Origin of the sequence: Methylobacter tundripaludum SV96 (assembly GCF_000190755.2) — a bacterium.
GTDB lineage: Bacteria > Pseudomonadota > Gammaproteobacteria > Methylococcales > Methylomonadaceae > Methylobacter_A > Methylobacter_A tundripaludum.
On sequence record NZ_JH109153.1, the window covers coordinates 1,252,937 to 1,275,678 of the forward strand.

Genomic DNA, 22,742 nt, shown 5'->3' on the forward strand with positions numbered 1-22,742 from the left:
CAAATCTGCTCCAGGCGGATTTGTCATGCTGACTATCCCTGCCACGCACCCTTCGGACCAGTGCAAATTTGTTCCAAACCAATTTGTCATGCATGGGCTTCTATCTCGTTTCGACTGTCCGTCAAGTTTAACGCGTATTGTACGCAAGGGTCTACCGCGTTGATATAAAGTTCCGCCTGCCGTTGCAGATCGTTTAGGCTTTGGGCTGTCAATTGTTTCAAGCCTTGGGCAACGACGCCTTCGGGATGAAAATTCCATTCGGTGGGCGCGATGATGCGGTAATCATGGACCCGTCCTTGCCGTAACGCCAGACGATGAATCAATAGGCCTCGCGCCGCTTGGACCTGGGCAAGACCGATGCCGTTGCTCGCGGTGTTATTTATCGGTAAAGCCGCGTCGTTTTTTATCTGCGCTAAAAGCTGTCTTAGTTGGAACGGTATTAAGGCTACTTCCAGCAAGCGGGCCAGCATTCGGACGATCAGGCCGTTGCCGTAATGGCGGCGCATCTCGGAGATTAAAGGTTGCGACCATTGGCGGTTCAACAGCGTTACTTCAAAGCAGCGGCCTTGCCAGCGTGGTATTCGGGTGAACGTTGTTAAGTCTTCCCGCAGTATCTGTCGGTTCAATGCTTCGGCATCCAGTTTGGGCAGGCAGGCAATATCGTTTTGCCCGGTCATCCCCCAATCTTGACTATATAAGTAGTTCAGCAACTTGGCTGGTAATGCATCGTTTCGCCATAACCAATCAAGCAACTGTGCTTCACAGGTTAACGCCTGAAAATCGGCAAGCCGACCGTTAAAAATCGAGACGTCGATCAGGGCTTCCAATGCGTCGATCAGCTTTGTTAGCTGCGCGGCGTCGACGTCAAGACGGCTGTCGAGCTTGAACGCCTCGCCGTGCCGGAATAAATGTCGTTTGAACAACGCATCGAATTTAAGCAGCGTCGCCAGGGCTGTTTTATCCTGGGCAAGTCCTATAAAAAGCGGCCAGTCCAGCAGAATACGCCACGCATGCTCGCGCAAAGTTTCCAGTTGCACCAGCAGCTCGCGGGCCGAATCAATGTCAGGCTCGGTTGCCATGCCCAGCGCCGCTCGGCAGGCCAGCAACGCGGCATAGGCTTGGGCATTGCCGCACAGCGTAAACAATAGCGGAACGGTGTCGAGTGCCTGTTCCGGCGTTTTGCCGATTAATACTTGTGCAACTGTATCAGGTCGGCTGGATGCGATTTGCACCCCGGTTGCGTTGCCGAAGCGGTGATGCAGATCGATGAGGATAGAACCGGCCGGTGTCATTCAACGGTTTCCTTTGCCTATAGCGCCGCGCAGCAAGTCCCGGCGGCTGACATTACGCGGCGCTGCTTCGGCCAGCAAACCTTGTAACGCGGATTGAGCCGCGGCAAGCGCGGCAGCTTGATTCTCGAACTGGAACATCGGCGAGAACAGCGAACAAAGCGCGTAGGTGCCTAGCTGAGGTTCGTTACCCAGCGTGAATTCGAATGCGCCATACGGGAAATGCTTTTCTATTTTTGTGCCGGGTTGTTGCGTGCGCCAATGGCTATTCGGCCTCGGTAACAGCATCAGATTCATGAACCAGGGCGTAATTAATACGCCCAGCCAATCTTCGCCAAAACGATTGAAGCCGACGGCCTGCACCGAAAGCGAGGCGTTGACTACCGGCAAATCGCGCATACGTTTGTCCAGTATTTCATTGAATGTCGCTTCCAGCGTATATTTGATCTGTTTGTTATCCAGCCACATCATGATTTAGCGTAGGGCGCGCCATGCGCGCCAACAGGTCGAAGGCGGCCCAGGCGTTTGCTGATAGCTGGAGTGCAGGCTTCGCCTGCAAGAGCAAGCAAAGCTTGCACTCCCGTTGCAATAAAGCCGTTTTCATGAACATAGCTCTCGGAATTCCTCAGATACTTGAGCATAACGATGGGCATGCTGCGTAGGAACGAGAATGCACCGATTTAATCTCAAATTGCGAAAAAGGCGCGCACGGCGCGCCCTACTCGATAGCTGGAACATAATCAGTCATCCAGCACCAAAAAATCCTGTTTTTTGCTGTCGCACTCCGGGCAGCTCCAGTGCTCCGGCAACTGCGAAAAAGCCGTGCCGGGCGGCATTTGCCAGACTTCATCGCCAACGGCCGGATCGTATACATACCAACAAATCTTGCACTCCAGCCGGGTTTGCGGCGGCAACTTCGAAGCATCGCCGCCGAAGGCTCCGGCAAAAAAGGAGTCATTCATAAATACACCTTAAGTATCTCCTGCAAACGCTCGCAACTGTCGATAATGTCTTCCGGCGAGGCGCAGGCCACGCTGGGCACGTCGCTGACTTCCAGCGTATTAAGGATCAAGGTATCTTCCGAATTGAAATACTGCACCCACCAAACAAAGGTGGTGCCGGTAGCGGTGATCCGACAGTTGCCGTAGCCACGGGACAATATCGTCACCGAGCCGCCGCCCAGGCGTTTCGCCAAAAACGCCAGATCCTGTTCGGTCTGCGGCAACAGGCTCAAATTGATGGTATGCGCCTCGCCGCCCGGCCGGTATCCGGCGATTTTGGCGTTGAGTTCGGTTAGCAGCGGCGGTGCATTCATCACGCCCGGCGGCACAACAGTCCAATGGGTATCGATTTGCCCGGCCGCGCCGTTAAAAGCCGATTGCGAGAGCTGTTGCGGGATAATGCCGACTTCCAGTGTATCGTTGATTATCTGCCGCCGGGCATTGAGTTTTTGCAAACGCCAAACGCCGGCCAGCACCGATTCCTGAATACGGATGTTTTGTTCGCCGGAACAAATCACGCTGACTTCGCCTTCGCCGAGCAGCTCGTCGATAAAGCGCCGGTTACCTGCGTCCAATTGCGTCAATTCGATGGGCGCTGAAATCGACGGAAACGCGGCCAGATTCTGCTGTAATTGCTGCAAGATACTGTTAGCCTGCGCCAAATCCTGCGCGTTTAAATCGGTCGAAATCTGTGGCATCGCATAGGTGGTCATTTCCTGCGGCATTTGCAGGTATTCCAACGCGACGCCGTCTTGTTCCGCCGGTTGGCTGCCTTGTCCGAAAATCGGGAGTGATATAGAGGTCATAATGGTCGTGGGTTATATTTTAGTAGGGCGTGCCATGCGCGCCTTTTGCAAGGTTTGAAGGTTTTTTGTGCATCTCTGGCGCGCGCGGCGCGCCCTACATTATTCAATGCGCACCGCCGCATACTTTATCCAAATCGAAACCGGGCGGTTGTCTGGGCGCGGCGGCCAAAATTTCGGCGGTTTCCTGTATGTATTCATACCAGTTACGGATGCCGGTGATGACGCCCAAATACTCGCCGTTACGCAGAAACACCAGCGACGGCCAGCCGGTAAAGCGAAACCGGGCCTGCAATTCGCGTTCGATAGGTTTGGCGATGACTGCCGCTTGCAACCGACCGCTAAACGCTTTGCTCAATTCCGGTAAAATCACTGCCACATCGTTGCTTTCAGGAAACTGGACGGGATCGTTACAGAAGAACAGCACGACAGTTTCATTGCCGTAAACAAAATGATCGTAACTGTCCGTATCCAACAACGGATAACCGTGGCGGGTTTGCAATTGCTCGAGCAGCGGTGATGTCATGATTTTAAAAACTCCGGTAGTGTCGGTTCCCTGCCGACCAAGTCGGCAAACAAATGGTCTATTCGATTATCTCCGTGCATCGCCAGCCGCATGGCTTCCAGCGCATCGACGATTTGCCGGGCTTTTTGTTCGCTGAGCACTTCTCGGGCAGTGTCCAGAAAAACCAGCAGCCAAGTGCCGACCGGTTGCGGGCCGACCAGCATCGTGTCGACCAGGCTTTCCTGACCGCGATAAAGACAGCGCGCCGATTCATCGTGCTGCTCGACAATTTGCATAGGGATGCCGATGCACATCAGTATTTGCCCCGGTAATCGACATCGACTTGCACGGTGCGCTCGTCAGAAGATTGCGGTGGGCGCAACTCAAAGCCCTCAACCTGCAAAACCCGGTCGTCTCCGATACGGCAGGCCGCGTCGGCAGTGGGCCGTTCCTGTTCGTAACGCTGTATGTTCAGCACCGGGTCGGCCAAGTCGCCATCCCTATTGATTGCTTCCGCTTTAATGCCGAAAACTTGCAGATAATCGATTGCCATATCTATAGCCGGTTGAATTTGCGCCTTAACGATTGGCCGCAAGCTGCCGCCGTAATCGTCCAACTCCTCGGGCTGTACGCCGATCAACAGCAAATGTTGCGGATAACTGCCCAGCATTTGCGCCATTGCCAGCACTTCCTGAAACCCGGTTTGATGCAGACTCATTTTTTTTGCGCCGAGGAAATTCGGCACGTCATCGTTTTCGATCCGTTTTAATGTTCCGGGCGGCAGACCGTAATCGATTGCATCGAACACGATCAACACCTCAGCCGCCTGAACATGCTCGACCAGATAAACGCCTTGAGTACCGCCGTCCATGACTTTGACCTGATCGGGGAAACGGTAGCTTTTTTGCAGGCGTTCGATCACGCGAACGCCGAAGCCTTCGTCAGCCCAAAGTACGTTGCCTATGCCTAACAGTAAAATATTCATGGTTGATCCTGGATAGTTATTTGTCCACGAAAGGCACGAAAATCACGAAACATAAATGGAACACTGGTCACGCTGGTTCCCAAGCTCCCGCTTGGGAACCCAGTCAACGAAGCTCCAGCTTCGCGAGACGGGAAGCTGGAGCTTCCCGCACTGAGTTCCCAAGCTGGAGCTTGGGAACTAGCGGAAACTTCTTGCACTTTTCCGCGCAAAATCATTACGCTTTTTTTCGTGTCGCCTAGAGGCGCCTACTTTTGGCTTTCGTGCTTTTCGTGGACAAAATCAATGCACGTCGTCTACCGGTTTATCATCCTTGAAAGTGCGCCAACCGGTCACTATCGACGACAAAATACTTTGCCTGGACAATTTATCCTCGCGCACCGCGACATAAATGTGAGCCAGCACAAAACAAACGATCAGCCACATAATCAAGTGATGCCAGCTGTGCAGGTTTTGGCTGTCGCCGAAAATAGGCAGCACCCAACTGCTGAACAGTGCATGTTGCCAGCTGCCCTGCCCTGTGCCTTCTCCGTACAACGCAAAGCCGGTGACGATCATGAACACCATGCCCCAAACGAACACAAAATGCATAAACAGCACCGCCAAAGGATTATGGCCGATGTATTTTTTGGGCTCTTTGACCAGAAAGGCATACCACAGTATTTCATGGCCGACGCCTTGCCAAAAATCCCGCGATAATAACGGCGGCAGGAAGATTTGCCGGGCATGCTCGTTACCGGCATACGCCCAGTAGGCCCGAAACAGCAGGCCTATCGCCAATAGGTATCCGGCGGCGAAATGCAGGAATCTGACGTAGCCCATTACGAAATGATCGGACGCTTCACCGCCCACCGTGGCCAATGGCGAGGCGATTAAATAGCCGGTTACGGTCAAGGCGACGATGACCAAGGCATTCAGGCTGTGCCAGAGCCGTACCGGTTTTTCGTAGACGTAAACGGCATGTGCTCCTTCTCCCTCAGGGACAAATTCGCCGGGAGCGGATTTGCACTCGCCCGCAGGGTGCCGGACAGGAGAGTCCGGCATGATTAGGTCAGGATAAGGGGGAGTAAATAAATTCTTATTTCCCCTCACCCAACCCTCTCCCTCTGGAGAGGGCTTTGTACTGCTTGCGTCCACGGCATTGGATATTAAAGTTGGCTCAGTCATGTCGGCTCCTTATGCGGCGAACAGCAACCAAGCGCCGATTACGCCGGTCAGGGTTCCGTAAACGCGGAGCAAACCAGCTGCATTGATGCGCCGTGCGATCAGGCCCAAAGCCAAACCGGAACAATGCAAAACCGCAGTGCCCGATATAATCCCTGCAGTGTAAGCGTATGCCGAAGCATCAAGCGGCATTTCGCTGCCGTGCGCCAGTCCGTGCATTGCAGCAAAAGCTGCAATAGACGTTAAGATAATTATCGTTCCCACGCTCCGGCGTACCCTCTGGGGCATAAATGGGAATGCAGTGTCAGACGCTCCAGCGTCCCACCGCAACGCTGGAGCGTTGCAAACTGAATTTCCACGCCGGAGCGTGGGAACTATTGAAGTCATACCGAAGCTAAGCGCCATGCCGACGAACAACAATGAGACCAGAATTGCCGTTTCGACATAAGCGAAACCAATCCCGGCTAAGCCGAGCAGAGCCCCAGCCGTCATGAATAACAAAAATACGCCAATCGCCTGCTGGGCAAGCAAACGGCTTTGGCTGCTCGCCCATAAGCCCAAACCCAGCATCACCAAAAAATGATCCAGACCTAAAAACGGATGCTGAAAACCGTGGCCGAAGCCATCGGTAGGCAACAAGCCGGTATGGGCCAATGCGGCCTGGGAAAACGCGATAAGACCGGCAACCACTATAATTTTTTTCATAAACCTGCTCCTCAGCGAACTTTGACTTGGGTTAATTCGGTGCCGTCCGGGCTGATGATATGCGTCGAACACGCCAGACAAGGGTCGAAGCTGTGCAGGGTGCGCAAAATTTCCACCGGCTCTTCTGGGCGTTCGACCTTGGTATTCATCAATGCGGCTTCGAACGCGCCGATATTGCCTTGCTCGTCACGTGGCGAACCGTTCCAGGTTGTCGGCACCACGCATTGATAATTGGCGATTTTGGTATTTTCGATTTTCAGCCAATGCCCCAGCGCGCCGCGCGGCGCTTCGGTAAAACCGACGCCTTTGACGCTGTTCGGCCAGGTTTCCGGATCCCATTTGGCGACATTCGCCGTCGCCAAGTCGCCTGACTTGATATTGGCAACCATCTTGTCCATGAAATAGCGCATCTTGCCTGCCGCCCATTGCGCTTCCAAGCCTCTGGCAGCCGTCCTGCCCAAGGTCGAGAACAACGCGGTGACCGGAACGTCCAGCGTCTTCAACACGAAATTGATTTGCTCGGTAATTTCCTTGTTGCCTTGCGCATAGCCGATCACATAGCGAGCCAACGGGCCCACTTCCATTGCATGGCCGCGCCAACGCGGGGCTTTGATCCATGAATATTTGGCCGCTTCGTCCAGTTCTTTGATGTGGGTGCGGTCGCCTTTGGTGTTCGGCCCCAGCTTGTAGTTCGGTTCGGTAACACCGTCCCAAGGATGCAAGCCCAACGATTCGTCCGGGTATTTGTACCAGGAGTGCGGGATGAATTCCTTGATTTGCTCAGGGTCGGTCAAGTCGACTTCATGCACTTTAGTCAAATCGCCGTTGATAATCGCGCCGCGCGGCATCAGCAAATTCGACGGCGAATAATCGTTGGCTTTATCCGGTATGTCGCCGTAAGACAACAGGCTTTGCCCGGAAATGCCGCCGCCGTACATCCAGCCTTTGTAGAATCCGGCGATAGCCAGCAAATCGGGGATGTAGACTTGGTCGATAAAATCGATGGTGCGGTCGATAATCGACGATACCAGGTTCAGCCGCTCCATGTTAATCGCACCGTTAGCGCCGACGCCGTCGATATTGATCGCGCATGGCACGCCGCCGACCAGCCAGTTCGGATGCGGGTCTTTGCCGCCGAAAACAGTACGTATTTTCATGATGTCTTTTTGAAAATCCAGCGCTTCCAGGTAATGGGTCACCGCCATCAGATCGGCTTCCGGCGGTAATAAATAAGCCGGGTTGGTCCAATAGCCGTTCTTGAACGGGCCTAATTGGCCGGACTCGACAAATTTCTTTAAACGGTTTTGGGTATCGCGAAAATAGCCGGGCGACGACTTGGGATTATGCGGCGAAATCGATTGTTGCAACGCCGAAGTCGCGACCGGATCGGCTTTCAGCGCATTGACCGGATTAACCCAGTCCAGCGCATGCAAATGATAAAAATGCACCAGGTGATCCTGCACCTGCAAGCTTAACTGCATCAGGTTGCGGATCGAATTGGCGTTTTCAGGAATCTTGATTTTTAGCGCATCCTCGACCGCGCGCACCGAAGTCAACGCATGAGTGCCGGTGCAGACGCCGCAGATGCGTTGCACGAAAGCCCACGCATCGCGCGGGTCGCGGCCTTTTAAGATGACTTCAAGGCCACGCCACATGGTGCCGCTGGAGATAGCGTTACGGATGATGTTGTCTTCGTCGATATTGACTTCGCAACGCATGTGGCCTTCGATACGGGTGACCGGGTCGACGATGACGCGGCGGCCTGCGTCATTCAGGTTAAAGCCGTTGGGGGTGTGGGTGACTGTCATTGTTGTTCTGCTCCTGGTTGTTTGGCGCGCTTCAGCGCAGTCAATCCGGCATGCGCGGCAATGCCGACGCCGACTACGGTTGCTGCGGTACCGCCGACCGCATCGGCGTTGGCTTCGATACCGAAATCGTTAATATCGGTCAGGCGTTCGTAAAAGCCGCCTTTATCCCAGAAACCGTCCTCGGAACAGCCGATACAACCGTGACCAGATTGGATCGGGAACGATACGCCTTCATTCCAGCGCACCGTCGAGCAGGCGTTATAAGTGGTCGGGCCTTTGCAGCCCATTTTGTACAGACAATGTCCTTGCCGCGCGGCTTCGTCGTCCCAATGCTCGACGAATTGCCCCGCATCGAAATGCGGACGACGGTAACATTTATCGTGGATGCGCTGGCTGTAAAACATCTGCGGACGGCCCTGGCGGTCCAGCGTCGGCAGTTTTTCGAAAGTCAGCAGATAAGCCACCACAGCGGTCATCACTTCGGCAATCGGCGGGCAACCGGGCACTTTGATAATCGGTTTGTCGGCCAGACCGGGTATTTTATGCACCGGCGTCGCACGGGTCGGATTGGGTTTAGCGGCCTGAACGCAACCCCAGGATGCGCAGGAGCCCCAGGAAATAATCGCCTTACAGCTTTCGGCGGCGTATTTGAGTTGTTCCACGAACGGTTTGCCGCCGATGATGCAATACATGCCGTCTTCGGCCAACGGCGCGTTGCCTTCCACGGCCAGAATATAGTTGCCTTTGTATTTTTCGACGATTTCGTCAACGATGGCTTCGGCATTGTGGCCTGCCGCCGCCATGATGGTGTCGTCGTAATCCAGAGACAGCATCGACAAAATCACATCCTTGGCTAAAGGATGGCCTGAGCGGATAAAGGATTCAGAGCAGCAGGTGCATTCCAGGCCATGCAGCCACAGCACCGGAATGCGCGGCTTGGTCTCCATCGCATGGGCGATTTTGGGAGCGAAAGCGGGGGAAAGCCCTAACGAGGCAGCGGTCAGGCTGCAAAACTTGAGAAAACTGCGGCGCGTGATGCCCTGCCTGCGCATGACATCGTAAAAGGTTTCAATCATTCAGGAACTCCTGGCGTTATGGTGACTTGAAGAATGCACGGCCTACAGGCAATCTTCAGTACCGCGTTTCCAAAACGCACAGTCTTGCCAACGACCGCTTTATCAGCTTGGAAGCGCTTATTGTTATTATGCTTAAATCTAACGCAGTGATCGGTAGTTCTCTAACCGACGCTGCTCCGCATAGCTGGAGCAACATCTATGCCGGATTAGCGTCGATCAAGAAACCTTTGTAATTGTAAGAGAAATAATTACAAAAAGAGCCAAGGAAAAAACCAGCTAATGTGCGCTATGCAACAAATGCGACAAAATGAACGGACGGTTGCAAGAAAACTTACATTAGGGCTTTAACTGCCCGCATTCCCACGCAGCGCATGGGAATGCGATAAAAATGAACGGACTGTTACAAGAAAGCTTACATTAGCGATTTAACTTGATACTTATTATGAATCCGGCATTGCGGCCAAACGGTTCTCCAGCTCGGCGTTGACCAAGGCATCGTAATGGCGCTGCAGGATAGAATCGGTAGGACGTGGAAAAAGAGCAGATTCGATTTCGCTTTGCAGATGGGTGAGAAAACTCTGCTTGGATGTCGAATCCACGGGAACTATCAATTCTGAATCCGAACAGGAATCACCGGCGGCGGATTGTTGATAAGATTTGGCGGAAGGCCGCACGCTGCAACCCACTGGTAAAAAAGCGCATACTGCAATTACAAGCATGACGAGAAACAACAGAGTGACTTCAAACATATTAATACCTCACTATTATTGAAAAACGCCAAGTACACACATCAGATGGATGTAGGTATCCCGGCTGCTCTAAATCTAGCAATTAAAATGCCAGCCCGCCATCATAGCTAACAGACTGATTATTAATGCTAATTATTTTTTCAAAATGCACAGCCTGATGTTTTTTGAACAATTTGTCAGCAATCCAGCAACAATGTGGCGCAGTTTCATAGAAACTCCTGCTCGCTTGTAACGGCTGCGTAGAAAATTTCAGCGATATGTTTTGGCTTGCCGAAACCGTCGTTATGGGTCTGTTGCCGTCAGGAAAGACCGTTGGTGGCAATGGCCATGCAGAGGAATACGTTCATCTGCGTCCTTGAATACCGTTTACCGATCTATTCTGGCGATAAGCGCTTCCAACAACACAATACCCGCTCCGCCAGCTTGGTCGTCTTTTCGCCCAGCTCCAACTTCACTGCCATTAAGTTAAGGATTTGATCTATTGTGGGCGCGAATAAATTCGCGCCCACGACACTATTTTCGGTTTCACTTAAGGGCCGTGAAGCCCCAGCTTGACAATCCCACACTTACATTCAACCCAATCACATAAATAGCCTGTCATCAAAACTTAACCGTTCTGTCATTTGATGTTCATGAGTTCGACACGAAACTGACACCTTCATTCATTAAGGTATCCGCATCTCTATTTAGCCAAGTGGATACCCATGAAAAAAACAGACGCAGCAATACAGCTCAAACCTTCCAAACGATTGGAATGTTTTGTTATCGCCGGGGATGGTGTGCATGCCGCAGGCCAGCCGGGAGCGGGCGCGGCGGCAGACTCGGAAGCGCTGATCAAGGAAGCCCAGGCATTGCGTTTCCGGGTGTTTGCCAAAGAAATGGGCGCCAAGCTCAAGACCGAATCGGAAGGTCTGGATTACGATGAGGTGGATAGTTATTGCGACCATTTGATTGTCTATGACAACGTCAATAAAAAAATAGTCGGCTACACACGTTTGCTTAACCAAGACCAGGCGGAGCGCCTTGGCCGTTTTTATTCTCAAAGCGAATTCAATCTGGATCAGGTATTAACATTACCCGGCCGTTTTCTGGAAATAGGCCGAACTTGCGTCGACCCTGATTATCGCGGCAGCGCGGTATTAACAACGCTTTGGTCGGCATTGGTTCAATACGCGCTTGAAGGACCGTTTAATTATTTGCTCGGCTGTGCCAGCATTACTCCGGGGCCCAGCGGTTTTGCCATTGATGCGGTTTACCGGAATATCGACGCCAAAAATATTGCGCCCTCCTCTCTTCAAGTCACACCCAGCATCCCGGTGCCCAGCGGATTAAGATGCGAACGGGATGAATCGGGCATTCCTCCTTTGCTCAAGGCTTATTTTCGTTTCGGTGCGGTGGTCTGCGGCGAGCCTTGCTGGGATGAGGATTTTAACTGCATGGATTTATTCATGCTATTACCGCTCGACCAACTGCAAGAGCGCTACAGCAAACACTATATGAGAGGATACCAAGCGGGCAATGAAATCGAAAATACGGCTGTACTATAAACTTTTCCTGATCATTATCCTGTTCGTCAACGGGCTCATTATCGCCGCAGGCATTTTTCCCGCACTGAGTTTTTTATATTCGGCAGGTCATGCCAAAACCAAACGGGATGCGCTCAAGACCCTGTGGCTGCAATGGTTCAGCGTTATTGTTAACCTGCATATAACCAAGGACGGCGAACTGCCGGAACAAGGCGCTATCTTAATCAGCAATCACATTTCCTGGCTGGACATCATCGTTATCGGCCAATATTTACCGGCCTATTTTGTTGCCAAGAGCGATATTTCAAACTGGCCGGTGATCGGTTATCTGGCCAGACAGGGCGGCACCATTTTTATCCGTCGCGGCGATAAACAGCATATAAAAACTACTGCCGAGAAAATGGTCTGGCTGTTAAAACAAAACAGCAACATTATTGCTTTTCCCGAAGGCACCACGACCAGGGGCGATGAGGTCTTGCACTTTCATTCGTCCTTATTTCAGCCTGCGCTGTTAACCAAGTCGGCTATTCAACCGGTAGCCCTTCAATATCAAGGTACAGCCAAAGAACACGCGCCGTTTGTCGGCGACGACGACTTTGTTCCGCATTTAATCAAAATGCTGACTCTGGATAAAATCGAGGTGCGGCTTAGTTTTCTTCCTGTTATTACCAGCTCGGGGAAAGACCGTCATACCGTCAGCCTTGAGACAAGAGAGAGGATATGGGAAAAAATTTCAGAAGGTGTACCGGCGGATAATTCGGATCAACAGCGTTTAAAATCATCTCAAGGTTAAATTCATCACCCTGTCATGAGCCTGCTATAAGCTTGCAACCGTTATAACGTTAACCACAGGATGCGCTATGAAAATTTTAAGTTTAATGAAAATTGCTGATATTTTTACCGTTGGAAATCTGTGCTGCGGCGTCCTTTCGATTTTGTTCGCCATCGACGGTTCTTTTTACTTAAGCGCATTGCTGCTGTTTTTGGCGGTGGTGTTTGACGTGCTTGATGGAAAAATAGCCAGCCTACTGCATCAAAAGAATCTTTTCGGCAAACAAATCGATTCCATGTCTGACCTGGTATCCTTTGGCGTTGCTCCCGCCTTGTTATTTTACTCACTGAGCTCCCCCGGTATTTTAGGCATCGCAGTGGCTTTGTTTTTTGTCGCCTGCGGCATGCTTCGGCTCGCTCGCTATAATATTTCAGAAGGAACGGGCTTCGAAGGCGTGCCTATTACCGTGAACGGTGTCCTGTTTCCGGTCCTTTTCCTGCTTTTTGGCAGCTTCCCTCAAAGCCTGAATTATTGGCCGATAGTCTTTTTAATTCAGGGCTTCCTGATGATTTCTACTTTTAAAATAGCGCGGATATTCTGATCACCTCCATTGCACGAATCCAGTATGAAAAAAGAATTATTGTCGCAACCGATTTTTTGGGAAATAGTGCTGTATTTGACTATAAATACTGATTCGGTTTTATGACTGCCATTAAATTCCCTGAACTCGAACAACTTGAACGCATTATTGAGCAATTAGGAGACCGAGCCCAAACCGAGGTCGTAGAAAAGATCCAATACCAGGATCATGAATTCCCCATTCATTGCATTACCCTGGGATCGACTCAGCCCGATGTACCTGTATTGGCCTTTTTCGGCGGCGTGCATGGACTGGAGAAGATCGGTTCCGAAGTGATCCTGTCCTATATGCAGACCATCAGTCAGCTATTGGACTGGGATCAGGAATTCCTGGCCCGTCTGGAAAGATCCCGACTGGTTTTTGTCCCCCTCGTCAATCCGGTGGGCGTTTATCTTGGCACGCGTTGCAATGGCAACGGCGTCGACCTGATGCGCAACTCGCCTGTGGAAGGCATAGGCGCAACCCGTATTTTCAGCGGCCACCGCATCACGCCGCGCCTGCCGTGGTATCGCGGCGATGAATCCAAAATGGAAAAAGAAGCTCAAGCCTTATGCCGCGTTGTGCAACAACACATGTTCAATTCTCCGTTGTCGATCGCCCTGGATTTGCACTCGGGATTCGGCATTCAGGATCGATTATGGTTCCCCTACGCATCGCGCAAGACCCCGTTTGCCTTTATTGCCGAAACCTTGGCCTTAAAAGAACTGTTCGATCGTTGCTATCAACACCATATCTACAGGATTGAACCGACCTGTCAGGAATATATGATTAACGGCGACCTGTGGGATTACCTGTTCGATGATTTTGTACAACGCTTTGAGGCCGAACGCTTGTTCCTGCCGCTGACACTGGAAATGGGCTCATGGCTTTGGCTGCGCAAAAGCCCGATGCATCTGTTCTCGCGGCACGGCTTGTTCCATCCGCTGCTGCCGCATCGCCAGCAACGGATTTTTCGGCGGCATTTCATGCTGTTTGATTTCTTATTCCGCAGCCTTTTGTATCCGGAACAATGGACACAGCTGAAGCCGCGACAAAAGGCAGCCTATGAAAAAAAGGCCTCAGGTCTTTGGTATGAATAAAGCGCCAGGAAAAAACTGGATACTGCTGAGAGGTCTGGCGCGCGAGTCGGGGCATTGGGGCGATTTTGTTCCGCTTTTTCAGTCGGCATTTCCGGATGCTCAAATAACGCTGCTGGATTTGCCCGGCACCGGTTGTTTTCATCGGGAAACCAGTCCATGCACAATCAAAGCGATAACCGACAGCGTACGTCGCGATGCACTCAACAAGGGCGTCATACAACAACCGGCAACGATTCTGGCGCTTTCGCTGGGAGCGATGGTTGCCTGGGAGTGGATGCGCCGCTATCCCGAAGACATCTGCGGCGCAGCCCTGATGAACACCAGCTTTGCCGATGTAAGTCCCTTTTATCAACGACTACGCCGGCAAAGTTATAGCGACTTTGTCGCATTGGCGATAATGCGTGACGTGCATAACCGGGAATCGGGCATTTTGCGGTTGACCAGCAACCGCCGAAATCAGGATGAACAGATAATTCAAGCCTGGGAAAAGATACAAAATAAACGCCCGATAAGCCTTAAAAACAGCTTCCGCCAGATTATAGCGGCGGCAAGCTATCGGCCCGGCGACATAAAACCGAAGCAGCCGGTTTTATTATTAAACGGACTAGGCGATCGTTTGGTGTCGCCGACCTGCTCAGAGGAAATACACAAAAAATGGGATCTTGAACTTCGCCGCCATCTCTGGGCAGGCCACGACCTGACTCTGGATGACGGCGCGTGGGTGGTGTTGCAACTGAAAGAGTGGCTGACTCCAATCAATCGCGGGCATGGCCAGCTCCTACGAGGCTTAACTTAACTGCACTGGCAGGAAGTTTTAATGGGGCTATGACTCGATTGAAAATCAATCTAATCAGCCCCATTGATTCTGATTTACTCCCATCTGATTGAGAAAGCGTCTACTTTTTAGCCACAAGAAAGCTTTTATACTCAATGTGTTGCGTCAAATTTAACAACTTTGAAACTTAGACGTTTTTTGAGTGCAAAGGGAGTAATGATGTTTTAATAAGTTATATAGTTTTTTAACCTAAATTATTTTTAGCTAAATAAGTAACAAAACCTTCTAAATGGTCTGTTACTTCATTGGTATATAAGTTCGTTGTTTGGAATTCTTTGTAAGCAATACAGGAAGCCGCCCCTTCGTCTACGTTTATAAAAATGGATCCTATTAAAATCAGGTATTTTCCTACGAATTCATCTTTTGATTTCGTTATCAAAAGATGAATTCTTTCTTGTATAGCTTCAAACATGACCTCTGTTGCTTCTTGTATTGGATATGGTTCATCTTCGATTCGTATTTTGTTTTTTTGAAACAACTGCACAATAGTATCTTCTTGGTAATCGAGTAAACTGAGCTCTTGTGGTTGGTCATTTATTTTAGCTAATGCCGCTTGTGCGGCTCCACAGCAATTTGATTCATGATCTTGGCCATCGCGAACCACTTTCCCGATTTCCCCCTCTTCAGTTATGCCGATATGCGGACCGTAATAAATGAGCAATGCTCCCTCCTCCGGCATGTGATGTGCAAATGCCTGTACACCGGTTAGTCCGGTAAATGGAAATCCATCCAACCCTCCCAAATAGAATGGGCCTAGTAAACCACTATCTGATATTGGAAATTGCATGGCGTTTATATCATCGCTACAAATACTGTTGGCAGTCATTACTTTATCTGGATTGAAACCTATATGTTCTAGATATGCGATAACTTCTTTTTCAAGTATTTCAGAATAATTTGCGTTGGGGTAATATTCTCGGATTGTTTCAAGGTATGAGTTTTTCATAATTATTATTTCCTTACTTACTCATTAGGCTTTTCGGTTTCCGCCCCGTTTATTTAAGTGGGTTCTGGTCTCCACTTTTTTAAACCTTATTTTTCTATAAAAGTCATGATCGGTCCGTAGTTTAACCATCGTTTCTTTTTTCTAAACTTATTTGTGTTTACGAAATAGATACTGATGTGTCAACACTTTTCCGGACACAAAGTTAAGCAGATTTTAGCTGCATTTCGTAGTCCACTGGCGACACATAGTGATTTGCGGAATGAAGTCGCTCACGGTTGTAAAACACCTCGATATATTCAAATATATCCTGCTTAGCCTCAGCTCTGGTTTGATAACGCTGATGATGAACCAGTTCTGTTTTCAAGGTATGAAAGAAGCTTTCTGAGACGGCATTATCCCAGCAGTTGCCTTTGCGACTCATGCTTTGGATAATGCCATGCTCCTGCAATAGCGTTCGATGACTGTCAGAGGCGTACTGACTGCCTCTATCGGTATGCCATATCAAGCCTTTACCGGGTTTACGCTGCCAAACGGCCATCAATAACGCATCGTTCACCCGTTTGGCTCGCATGTGCTCAGCCATTGACCAGCCGACCACTTGCCGCGAGTACAGGTCAATCACGACAGCCAAATACAGCCAACCTTCCAGTGTATGAATATAGGTGATGTCGCCGACATAGGTTTGATTCGGTTGCGCCACCGTGAATTGCCGATCCAAGTGATTGGGGGCAATGGGCAAATTATGCTTGGAATTCGTGGTCGCTTTGAATTTGCGCTTGGTTTTACAGGCTAAACCCGCAGCAGCCATTAACCGGCCGATACGACGTCGACTGACCTGCCGATCCCGGTTGATTAAGGCCTCCTTGAGGCGACGCGTACCGTAGTTTTTCCGACTCTTCTGGAACAGGGTCTTTATGACCTCAACCAGCTCGGCATCGTCTTTTTCAATGGCTGTCTGAGGGCGCTCCTGCCAAGCATAGTAAGCGCTACGAGAAACGCTCATGAACCGGCACATCGATTTAACCGAAAATTCGCTCTCATGTTGTTTGACCCAGGCGTACTTCACCGTTGCTCCTTGGCAAAGTACGCCGCTGCTTTTTTTAACAGGTCACGTTCCTCTATTAATCGGGCGTTTTCCTTCTTCAGCCGCTTCAATTCTTCGTATAGATGCTCATCGGTTCGCACGGTTTTGCTGTACTCCTTCGGCTGGCTATATTTGTTGATCCAGGTATGGAGCGTATTGGCATTGACTCCTAAATCCCTGGCTGTTTGGGTAATCGGCTTATCAGAACCTATCGCCAGCTTCACCGAGGATTCTCTAAATTCGGCGCTATATATTTTTACTTTTTGTTTTTCTTGATCCATTTTCGACACACTCTCTATTTTCAGATTATTTTAGATTGTGTGTCCGGTTTAGTGTAGCCACTTCAATACAATCAATTACAAACCTTAAAAGGGGTAAATAAATATTGAAATAAAAAGCTGCGCTCATGTGTATCCTGTTCAGCCGCTGTGCGGGCTTTATTGATAATAAACGCATTGATGTTCTGGCGGACATGATACTTTCGCCGCTAGGTTTTGTCCTAACTTTTATCCTCCGCCACACTGGAATCTGCGGCACTCTGGCGCGCGGCACGCCCTACCACCTCCCCGCTGTCACGAAATCTTAAACAAACGTTCATGTCTTTGTCACAGAAGAGTTTTATTCTTCGTCCTGAAGGTTAATGCTTTTCATCCCTGCAAAAGATCGTCACCGATTTTTGCAGAGTTTTCCTCTGGAGGATAAAGATATGAAACTGCTCTATTCCATTCATAAATACGACGTTTTCATGTTCACCTGGCTGATCAATGCCAGAATGCATTCCACCTTGACCAAGGCTAGCCGTTATATCTCGAAAACCGGCGACGGCCAGCTGTATCTGGTCATCATAGGCCTGTTATATTGGAGCGAAGGCTTTGAAAGCCCCTTTCTACACGCTGTCCTGTTGGCTTTTTTAATCGAAAGACCGATCTATTTTGTACTGAAAAACGGCCTGAAGCGCAATCGGCCGCAAGCCGCTTTACAAAACTTCCGCAGCACTATTACACCCTCGGATAAATTCAGTTTTCCATCCGGTCATACGTCTGCCGCTTTCATGATGGCGACGCTGCTCGGCTATTACTTACCCCCCTTAATGATCCTTCTTTATTGTTGGGCGGCATTGGTCGGCTTCTCCCGTGTGGTATTGGGCGTGCATTTCCCGACCGATACGTTGGTAGGCGTCATTTTGGGTATCGGCACAGCACTCTTTAGTTTGGGACAAATCGTAATATGAGAATTTTTTATGGCGTACAGGGCACCGGTAACGGCCACATCACTCGCGCACGGGTTATGGCGAAAGAACTTCATGCTGCAGGCATTGATGTTCATTTTCAATTTACCGGTCGCCCTGCGGATAAATATTTCGATATGGAAATCTTTAACGGCTACCAGTCGTGCCCTGGCCTGACCTTTCACACCGAGAAAGGGCAAGTCAGTTATTTGAAAACAGCGCTTGACGCCAAACCCATTACCTTCATCAAAGACATGAAGTCGCTGGATTTAAGCGGCTATGACTTGGTAATCAGCGATTTTGAACCGGTCACCGCCTGGGCGGCCAAAAGCCAGAAAAAGCCGGTTTTAGGCATCGGACATCAATACGCGTTTAATCATAAAATCCCCAGAGAGGGATCGGACCCTATCGCCGATCAGGTCATGAAGTATTTTGCCCCTGCCGATGTCGGTGTCGGTTTGCATTGGCATCATTTCGGCCAACCCATTTTACCGCCCATCATCGATACGCCTGAAACGCCAAAAAGCATTATCAAAAACAAGATCGTTGTCTACCTTCCTTTCGAAGACCAGAATGAAGTCATCCGGCTTTTATCGCCTTTCGAGAATTTCGACTTTCATCTTTATTCGCCGGAACCGGTGCCATCCAAATTCGGCCACATCACCTGCAATCCGCTGTCGCGCGACGGCTTCCAGAAAGATTTATACAATTGTTCCGGTATTATCAGCAATGCCGGATTTGAACTGGCCAGCGAATCGTTACAGATGGGCAAAAAAATTCTGGCTAAACCATTGCATGCGCAAATGGAACAGATTTCCAATGCCGCCGCCTTACAGCAATTGGGCTACGGACATGTTATGCATGATATGGACAGTTCAGTGATCGAACACTGGCTGCATGACAACCATGCCGTCCATATTACCTATCCCAATATCGCTAAAGTGCTGGTGCAATGGATACAGGACGGTATGCCTGAAATGGATGCTGATTTTATTGAAGCGGTCTGGAGTACGGTGGAAGTTTTACAGATTAAACAATAACATCCCCCTTTACATTAGTTACTAACCATAAAAAAGGCTATATCATTAATTGTGGCTATGTCATCGTTAATTATGGAATTTTTTATTTCTTCTTCATAAAATGGTTTTTGTGGATTTTCAATTGGAGATCATCATGAAAAGCGTCGAATTTATGCAATTAATTACTGCAGTCCATGAATTAGATCATCATCAGCGCAAATTGTTGAGCGCTGCATTAAACGAACTATCCGACGAATCCAAAGTCCTCGAATTGATTGAGGTCTGCTTTGATGCTAGAAGTGCGTGCCCGCATTGTGCCAGTGTCGAGTTATACCGTCACGGATTGGTCAGCGGGTTGCAACGTTATTATTGTAAAAGCTGCCACAAAACTTTCAATGCCCTCACCGGCACGCCGCTGGCTCGTCTCCGAGAGAAGCCAAAATGGCTGAATTACCTCGCTGCGATGACACAATCGCTGACCGTACGTCAGTCCGCTTCCGATAGCGGTGTTCATCGCAATACCAGTTTCCGCTGGCGACATCGTTTCTTGAGCTGGATTACCCAAGATCGCCCCTCAACTCTTCACGGTATTACCGAAGCCGATGAAACGTATTTGTTGGAATCGGACAAAGGCAAGCGGAACCTTGAACGCAAGGCTCGCAAGCGTGGCGGTAACGCCACCAAACGAGGAATCTCTGACGAACAGGTCTGTGTGCTGGTTGCTCGTGACCGTTCCGGGCAAACGCTGGATTTCGTTACCGGCAAAGGACCGTTAACCAAGCCCCTTCTTACCACCTCCCTAAAGCCAGTACTGGATGTGGCTGCCCTTTTGGTTAGCGATGCCAATCCCACCTATATGGCATTCTGTCATGCAGAAGGCATCAGTCATGAAGTCGTTAACCTCAGTCAAGGCCAGCGGGTCAATGGCGCTTATCATGTGCAAAATGTCAACGCATATCACAGTCGGTTTAAACAGTGGCTGGAGCATTTTCACGGTGTGGCGACTAAATACTTACCAAACTACCTGGGCTGGAGACGGTCCTTTGAACAACACCGCCAGCTCGCACCAGAAACGCTACTCAATGCTGCTCTGGGGAATTTTCAATATTTAACGGTGACATAGCCTTAATTGTCGCTGGAGTGCAGGCTTTACCTACATGGATGTAGGTAAGGGGCGTGAGCAGGAGCGGAAGCTTCGCCTGCGCCGGCAAGCAAAGCTTGCACTCCCGTTACGTCCTGATGGCTCTTTTAGTCATTGAAAGCACTGTAAGCCGCAAGCGCATGTAAATACCGCTTGAATCCTTTGTCTTTTTCTAACAAGGTCCCGCGCTACGCCGACATTCCCGGACGAGAACACTAACACTTCGTCCGTGGTGTCCCGCTTTCATCCAGCACAACAATCGCTTCCTCGCAGCTGATTATATTTTCCTTATTGCTGAGAATATAATCGGCCAGGCGGCCAATAGCCTGCCAGTGAGTCGCTGAGCTTATGAACTGAAAGGCCTTGTTAAACAGCTCAACCAGCTTTTCTTCGTGCCGACTTCTGGCCGCGATAAAAATATCCAGATACTCATAAACCTTTTCAAGATCCGATGTGCCGCCGTAATAATGCAAGGCATCGATGTTAACCAATCGGGCATTAAACTGCTCATCATCACGAAGCGCCACATGTTTTGCTTCCGCCAGAGGCCCTGCCAGTAAATTGATCATATCCGCTTCAAAAGCAGTCTGATAGGCATCTTGCTCAGCAGCTGAGAAATAATGGGTGCTTTCAATCAGCGCAACCGGCAGGCTTTGAATCAGGCGGCCTCCTTCCACGACTGCGGCAAAATGATCATAAGCCAAGCGGCTATCCAAAGAACTGTCTTTTTGACAATCCAATGCCTTAATAGTGATTTGAAAATACACCGGCGGCAGTTGCTTTTGTTTATTGTAAAGATAAATGGCGGCAGCGTGGCCTGCCTCATGGAAGGCTATTTGTCTGATCAGATCGTGATCGTTAATGGTATAGGATGTATCAGTTTGGTAATTCCGTTTCATGATTTCACCCGTAAGCTAAAAAGATGCGGCCAGGGCTGCCGACCGCATTTAAAGGGGAAGGATAACTAACTGATGTTACGCACGGATGGTATTTCTCCCGTTTGCCGCGCCGAGCACCGGAGCTTTTATCGAGAACAGCCCGTTAGGGGCGCGGCAGGGATGCCGCGCGTCAGCAGAGGGGCAGGAGCCCCTTCTGCTGACGCTCGATAAAAGCGAGGAGCGCAGGAAGTAAGCGGTAACCGGGTCGCCTTTTCTTTGGTTACTTTCTTTTGGCGAAGCAAAAGAAAGTAACTCGCCTTCGGGTGCGACAACCCGATTCAATCAAGTGTCGCGCTGGCGACTCCTTAATGTTAAAGCGGTCGAAATTCGACTAACTGCGTAACATCAGTAACTAATAAACTCTAATTCCTTGAATAAGGAAGTAATCACAAGAGTTGCAAATATTCTAATGACTAAACCCCGCCTTGAAAATGTGACCGATTGACGCGCGACAATAAGCCGCGCAAATTGGCACGATACATGCTTAATATTTAAGTTTGCGTTATGAAAATGCTTCAAAGCCGCATAAATACTGGACTTAAACAAATCACTACCCGAGTTCCCAAGGCATTTAACACAGAAAAATAGGCCATATGCCATACAACCTTCTCTGACTTTCAACTCAACACAGGATCTAACATGACTAAATCAAAACTTATTGACCTATTGGCTAAAAAATGGCCGCATTTAGAGCGAAAAGAAGTGGAATTGGCCGTTGGCTGCATGATAGAGCAGATGAGTAAGGCATTGATGGCTAACGATAGAATAGAAATCCGTGGCTTTGGCAGTTTTTCTTTGCATTACCACCCGCCTTTTACAGGCCGAAATCCCAGAACCGGAGCGGAATTAAAATTGCAGGCCCGGTATTCACCCTATTTCAAACCGGGCAGAGAGCTACGGCAGCGAGTGGATTTGTTAAAAACAAGCTGCGAGATTAAACAGAAAGCCTAGTTTTTACTAAAACGGCTTGAACGAATTCCAATAATTCGATCTTTATATCAGGGACGATTACAACACCAAGCGGTGGTCAAGAAAGCTCTCAACCACCGTTCATCTTACCGGCTTTTTTATTGGCCGATGGATTGACGCATATGAGTCATTGCTTCTTCGGTATGCTGGGTACCGACATCGGCATGTCCTTTTTTAGCGTGCTCTATGGCTTCTTTTAAATGCTTAACCGCTTCCGTCATATGCACATGCGCCTCAGCATGTTCTTTTTCAGCCGCTTCGGCATGTTTTAAACCTTCTTCAGCATGCTTGAGCAACTGGTCGGCATGACCGTCTTGTCCATGAGCCGTAGCCATAGCCGAATGCTCCAGCGCTTGCGCTGTATGATGCTCGGTAGCGTTAGCCTGTGAGCTTAAGCCAAGAACGACGGCCCCCATTAATACAGCAATAGATTTTAATTTCATGAGAATTTTCCTTAAATGATTAGTCAATGTTGCATCGTCA

The 22,742-nt window shown here is 49.8% G+C and carries 26 protein-coding genes; 10 read left to right on the forward strand and 16 right to left on the reverse strand.

Annotated elements, in window-relative coordinates; all coding sequences use genetic code 11:
• Positions 1–86: 86 nt before the first annotated feature.
• From METTU_RS18380 to METTU_RS18435, 11 genes are all read right to left on the reverse strand, one after another.
• Positions 87–1,292, reverse strand: coding sequence for a nickel-dependent hydrogenase large subunit (locus METTU_RS18380; RefSeq protein WP_006893445.1), 1,206 nt, complete (start codon positions 1,290–1,292; stop codon positions 87–89).
• Positions 1,293–1,760 (reverse strand): [NiFe]-hydrogenase assembly chaperone HybE, encoded by a 468-nt coding sequence (gene hybE / locus METTU_RS18385; RefSeq protein WP_006893446.1) that lies wholly within the window; start codon positions 1,758–1,760, stop codon positions 1,293–1,295.
• Between the two features lie 269 nt (positions 1,761–2,029).
• Positions 2,030–2,251: a rubredoxin gene (locus tag METTU_RS18395; protein WP_006893447.1), complete on the reverse strand. Its 222-nt coding sequence runs from the start codon at positions 2,249–2,251 to the stop codon at positions 2,030–2,032.
• Entirely contained in the window at positions 2,248–3,096 is an 849-nt protein-coding gene (locus METTU_RS18400; protein ID WP_006893449.1) for a hydrogenase expression/formation protein, read from the reverse strand. Before METTU_RS18400 ends, METTU_RS18395 begins: the two co-directional genes overlap by 4 nt.
• Before the next feature lie 103 nt (positions 3,097–3,199).
• Positions 3,200–3,619 (reverse strand): thioredoxin domain-containing protein, encoded by a 420-nt coding sequence (locus METTU_RS18405; protein WP_006893451.1) that lies wholly within the window; start codon positions 3,617–3,619, stop codon positions 3,200–3,202.
• Entirely contained in the window at positions 3,616–3,912 is a 297-nt protein-coding gene (locus tag METTU_RS18410) for a HypC/HybG/HupF family hydrogenase formation chaperone (protein ID WP_006893452.1), read from the reverse strand. Before METTU_RS18410 ends, METTU_RS18405 begins: the two co-directional genes overlap by 4 nt.
• The gene (locus tag METTU_RS18415; protein WP_006893456.1) at positions 3,912–4,583 is read right to left on the reverse strand and encodes a HyaD/HybD family hydrogenase maturation endopeptidase; all 672 of its coding nucleotides are present in this window, start codon (positions 4,581–4,583) and stop codon (positions 3,912–3,914) included. Before METTU_RS18415 ends, METTU_RS18410 begins: the two co-directional genes overlap by 1 nt.
• Positions 4,584–4,862: 279 nt before the next feature.
• Entirely contained in the window at positions 4,863–5,747 is an 885-nt protein-coding gene (gene cybH / locus METTU_RS18420) for a Ni/Fe-hydrogenase, b-type cytochrome subunit (RefSeq protein WP_006893457.1), read from the reverse strand.
• Positions 5,748–5,756: 9 nt separating this feature from the next.
• Positions 5,757–6,449 carry a HupE/UreJ family protein gene (locus METTU_RS18425; RefSeq protein ID WP_006893458.1) on the reverse strand — a complete coding sequence of 231 codons (693 nt, stop codon included), beginning with the start codon at positions 6,447–6,449 and terminating at the stop codon, positions 5,757–5,759.
• Positions 6,450–6,460: 11 nt separating this feature from the next.
• The gene (locus tag METTU_RS18430; protein WP_006893459.1) at positions 6,461–8,257 is read right to left on the reverse strand and encodes a nickel-dependent hydrogenase large subunit; all 1,797 of its coding nucleotides are present in this window, start codon (positions 8,255–8,257) and stop codon (positions 6,461–6,463) included.
• Positions 8,254–9,333 (reverse strand): hydrogenase small subunit, encoded by a 1,080-nt coding sequence (locus METTU_RS18435; RefSeq protein ID WP_006893460.1) that lies wholly within the window; start codon positions 9,331–9,333, stop codon positions 8,254–8,256. The genes METTU_RS18430 and METTU_RS18435 overlap by 4 nt, the downstream gene beginning before the upstream one ends.
• A gap of 26 nt (positions 9,334–9,359) precedes the next feature.
• Here METTU_RS18435 and METTU_RS18440 point away from each other — a divergent pair, with 26 nt between their 5' ends.
• Positions 9,360–9,566, forward strand: coding sequence for a hypothetical protein (locus METTU_RS18440; RefSeq protein WP_040581014.1), 207 nt, complete (start codon positions 9,360–9,362; stop codon positions 9,564–9,566).
• Positions 9,567–9,773: 207 nt separating this feature from the next.
• Here METTU_RS18440 and METTU_RS18445 read toward each other — a convergent pair whose 3' ends face one another.
• Positions 9,774–10,082, reverse strand: coding sequence for a hypothetical protein (locus METTU_RS18445; protein WP_006893461.1), 309 nt, complete (start codon positions 10,080–10,082; stop codon positions 9,774–9,776).
• 704 nt (positions 10,083–10,786) lie between these two features.
• Between METTU_RS18445 and METTU_RS18455 the strand changes: the two genes are divergently transcribed.
• The 5 genes from METTU_RS18455 (at position 10,787) to METTU_RS18475 (ending at position 14,895) form a co-directional block, all read left to right on the forward strand.
• Entirely contained in the window at positions 10,787–11,629 is an 843-nt protein-coding gene (locus tag METTU_RS18455; protein WP_006893463.1) for a GNAT family N-acetyltransferase, read from the forward strand.
• Entirely contained in the window at positions 11,601–12,401 is an 801-nt protein-coding gene (locus METTU_RS18460) for a lysophospholipid acyltransferase family protein (protein WP_006893465.1), read from the forward strand. Before METTU_RS18455 ends, METTU_RS18460 begins: the two co-directional genes overlap by 29 nt.
• Before the next feature lie 67 nt (positions 12,402–12,468).
• Positions 12,469–12,981 carry a CDP-diacylglycerol--serine O-phosphatidyltransferase gene (gene pssA / locus METTU_RS18465; RefSeq protein WP_006893466.1) on the forward strand — a complete coding sequence of 171 codons (513 nt, stop codon included), beginning with the start codon at positions 12,469–12,471 and terminating at the stop codon, positions 12,979–12,981.
• A 101-nt stretch (positions 12,982–13,082) separates the two neighbouring features.
• The gene (locus METTU_RS18470; RefSeq protein ID WP_006893467.1) at positions 13,083–14,099 is read left to right on the forward strand and encodes a M14 family zinc carboxypeptidase; all 1,017 of its coding nucleotides are present in this window, start codon (positions 13,083–13,085) and stop codon (positions 14,097–14,099) included.
• Positions 14,092–14,895 carry an alpha/beta fold hydrolase gene (locus METTU_RS18475; protein ID WP_006893468.1) on the forward strand — a complete coding sequence of 268 codons (804 nt, stop codon included), beginning with the start codon at positions 14,092–14,094 and terminating at the stop codon, positions 14,893–14,895. The genes METTU_RS18470 and METTU_RS18475 overlap by 8 nt, the downstream gene beginning before the upstream one ends.
• A 223-nt stretch (positions 14,896–15,118) precedes the next feature.
• Here METTU_RS18475 and METTU_RS18480 read toward each other — a convergent pair whose 3' ends face one another.
• Both METTU_RS18480 and METTU_RS18485 read right to left on the reverse strand, forming a co-directional pair.
• Positions 15,119–15,880, reverse strand: coding sequence for an LCIB family protein (locus METTU_RS18480; RefSeq protein ID WP_006893469.1), 762 nt, complete (start codon positions 15,878–15,880; stop codon positions 15,119–15,121).
• A 202-nt stretch (positions 15,881–16,082) separates the two neighbouring features.
• Positions 16,083–17,245 (reverse strand): IS3 family transposase gene (locus METTU_RS18485; RefSeq protein ID WP_085983743.1). Its coding sequence is split into 2 segments (ribosomal slippage): positions 16,083–16,969 and positions 16,969–17,245, totalling 1,164 coding nucleotides; the frame shifts between segments, so codons are not numbered across the junction.
• A gap of 425 nt (positions 17,246–17,670) precedes the next feature.
• Between METTU_RS18485 and METTU_RS18495 the strand changes: the two genes are divergently transcribed.
• From METTU_RS18495 to METTU_RS18505, 3 genes are all read left to right on the forward strand, one after another.
• Positions 17,671–18,195 (forward strand): phosphatase PAP2 family protein, encoded by a 525-nt coding sequence (locus METTU_RS18495; RefSeq protein WP_006893473.1) that lies wholly within the window; start codon positions 17,671–17,673, stop codon positions 18,193–18,195.
• Positions 18,192–19,232, forward strand: coding sequence for an MJ1255/VC2487 family glycosyltransferase (locus METTU_RS18500; RefSeq protein ID WP_006893474.1), 1,041 nt, complete (start codon positions 18,192–18,194; stop codon positions 19,230–19,232). The genes METTU_RS18495 and METTU_RS18500 overlap by 4 nt, the downstream gene beginning before the upstream one ends.
• Before the next feature lie 133 nt (positions 19,233–19,365).
• A complete protein-coding gene (locus METTU_RS18505; RefSeq protein WP_040581483.1) occupies positions 19,366–20,334 on the forward strand; it encodes an IS1595-like element ISMetu1 family transposase in 969 nt (322 codons plus the stop codon).
• Between the two features lie 233 nt (positions 20,335–20,567).
• On the opposite strand, the gene METTU_RS18510 is transcribed toward METTU_RS18505, so the two are convergent.
• Complete coding sequence (locus METTU_RS18510) at positions 20,568–21,251, reverse strand: hypothetical protein (protein WP_006893476.1); 684 nt, start codon at positions 21,249–21,251, stop codon at positions 20,568–20,570.
• A gap of 678 nt (positions 21,252–21,929) precedes the next feature.
• Between METTU_RS18510 and METTU_RS18515 the strand changes: the two genes are divergently transcribed.
• Positions 21,930–22,241: an integration host factor subunit beta gene (locus tag METTU_RS18515; protein WP_006893478.1), complete on the forward strand. Its 312-nt coding sequence runs from the start codon at positions 21,930–21,932 to the stop codon at positions 22,239–22,241.
• Between the two features lie 116 nt (positions 22,242–22,357).
• Here the strand turns inward: METTU_RS18515 and smbP are convergent, their stop codons facing one another.
• The gene (smbP, locus tag METTU_RS18520) at positions 22,358–22,702 is read right to left on the reverse strand and encodes a small metal-binding protein SmbP (RefSeq protein ID WP_006893479.1); all 345 of its coding nucleotides are present in this window, start codon (positions 22,700–22,702) and stop codon (positions 22,358–22,360) included.
• Positions 22,703–22,742 lie beyond the last annotated feature (40 nt).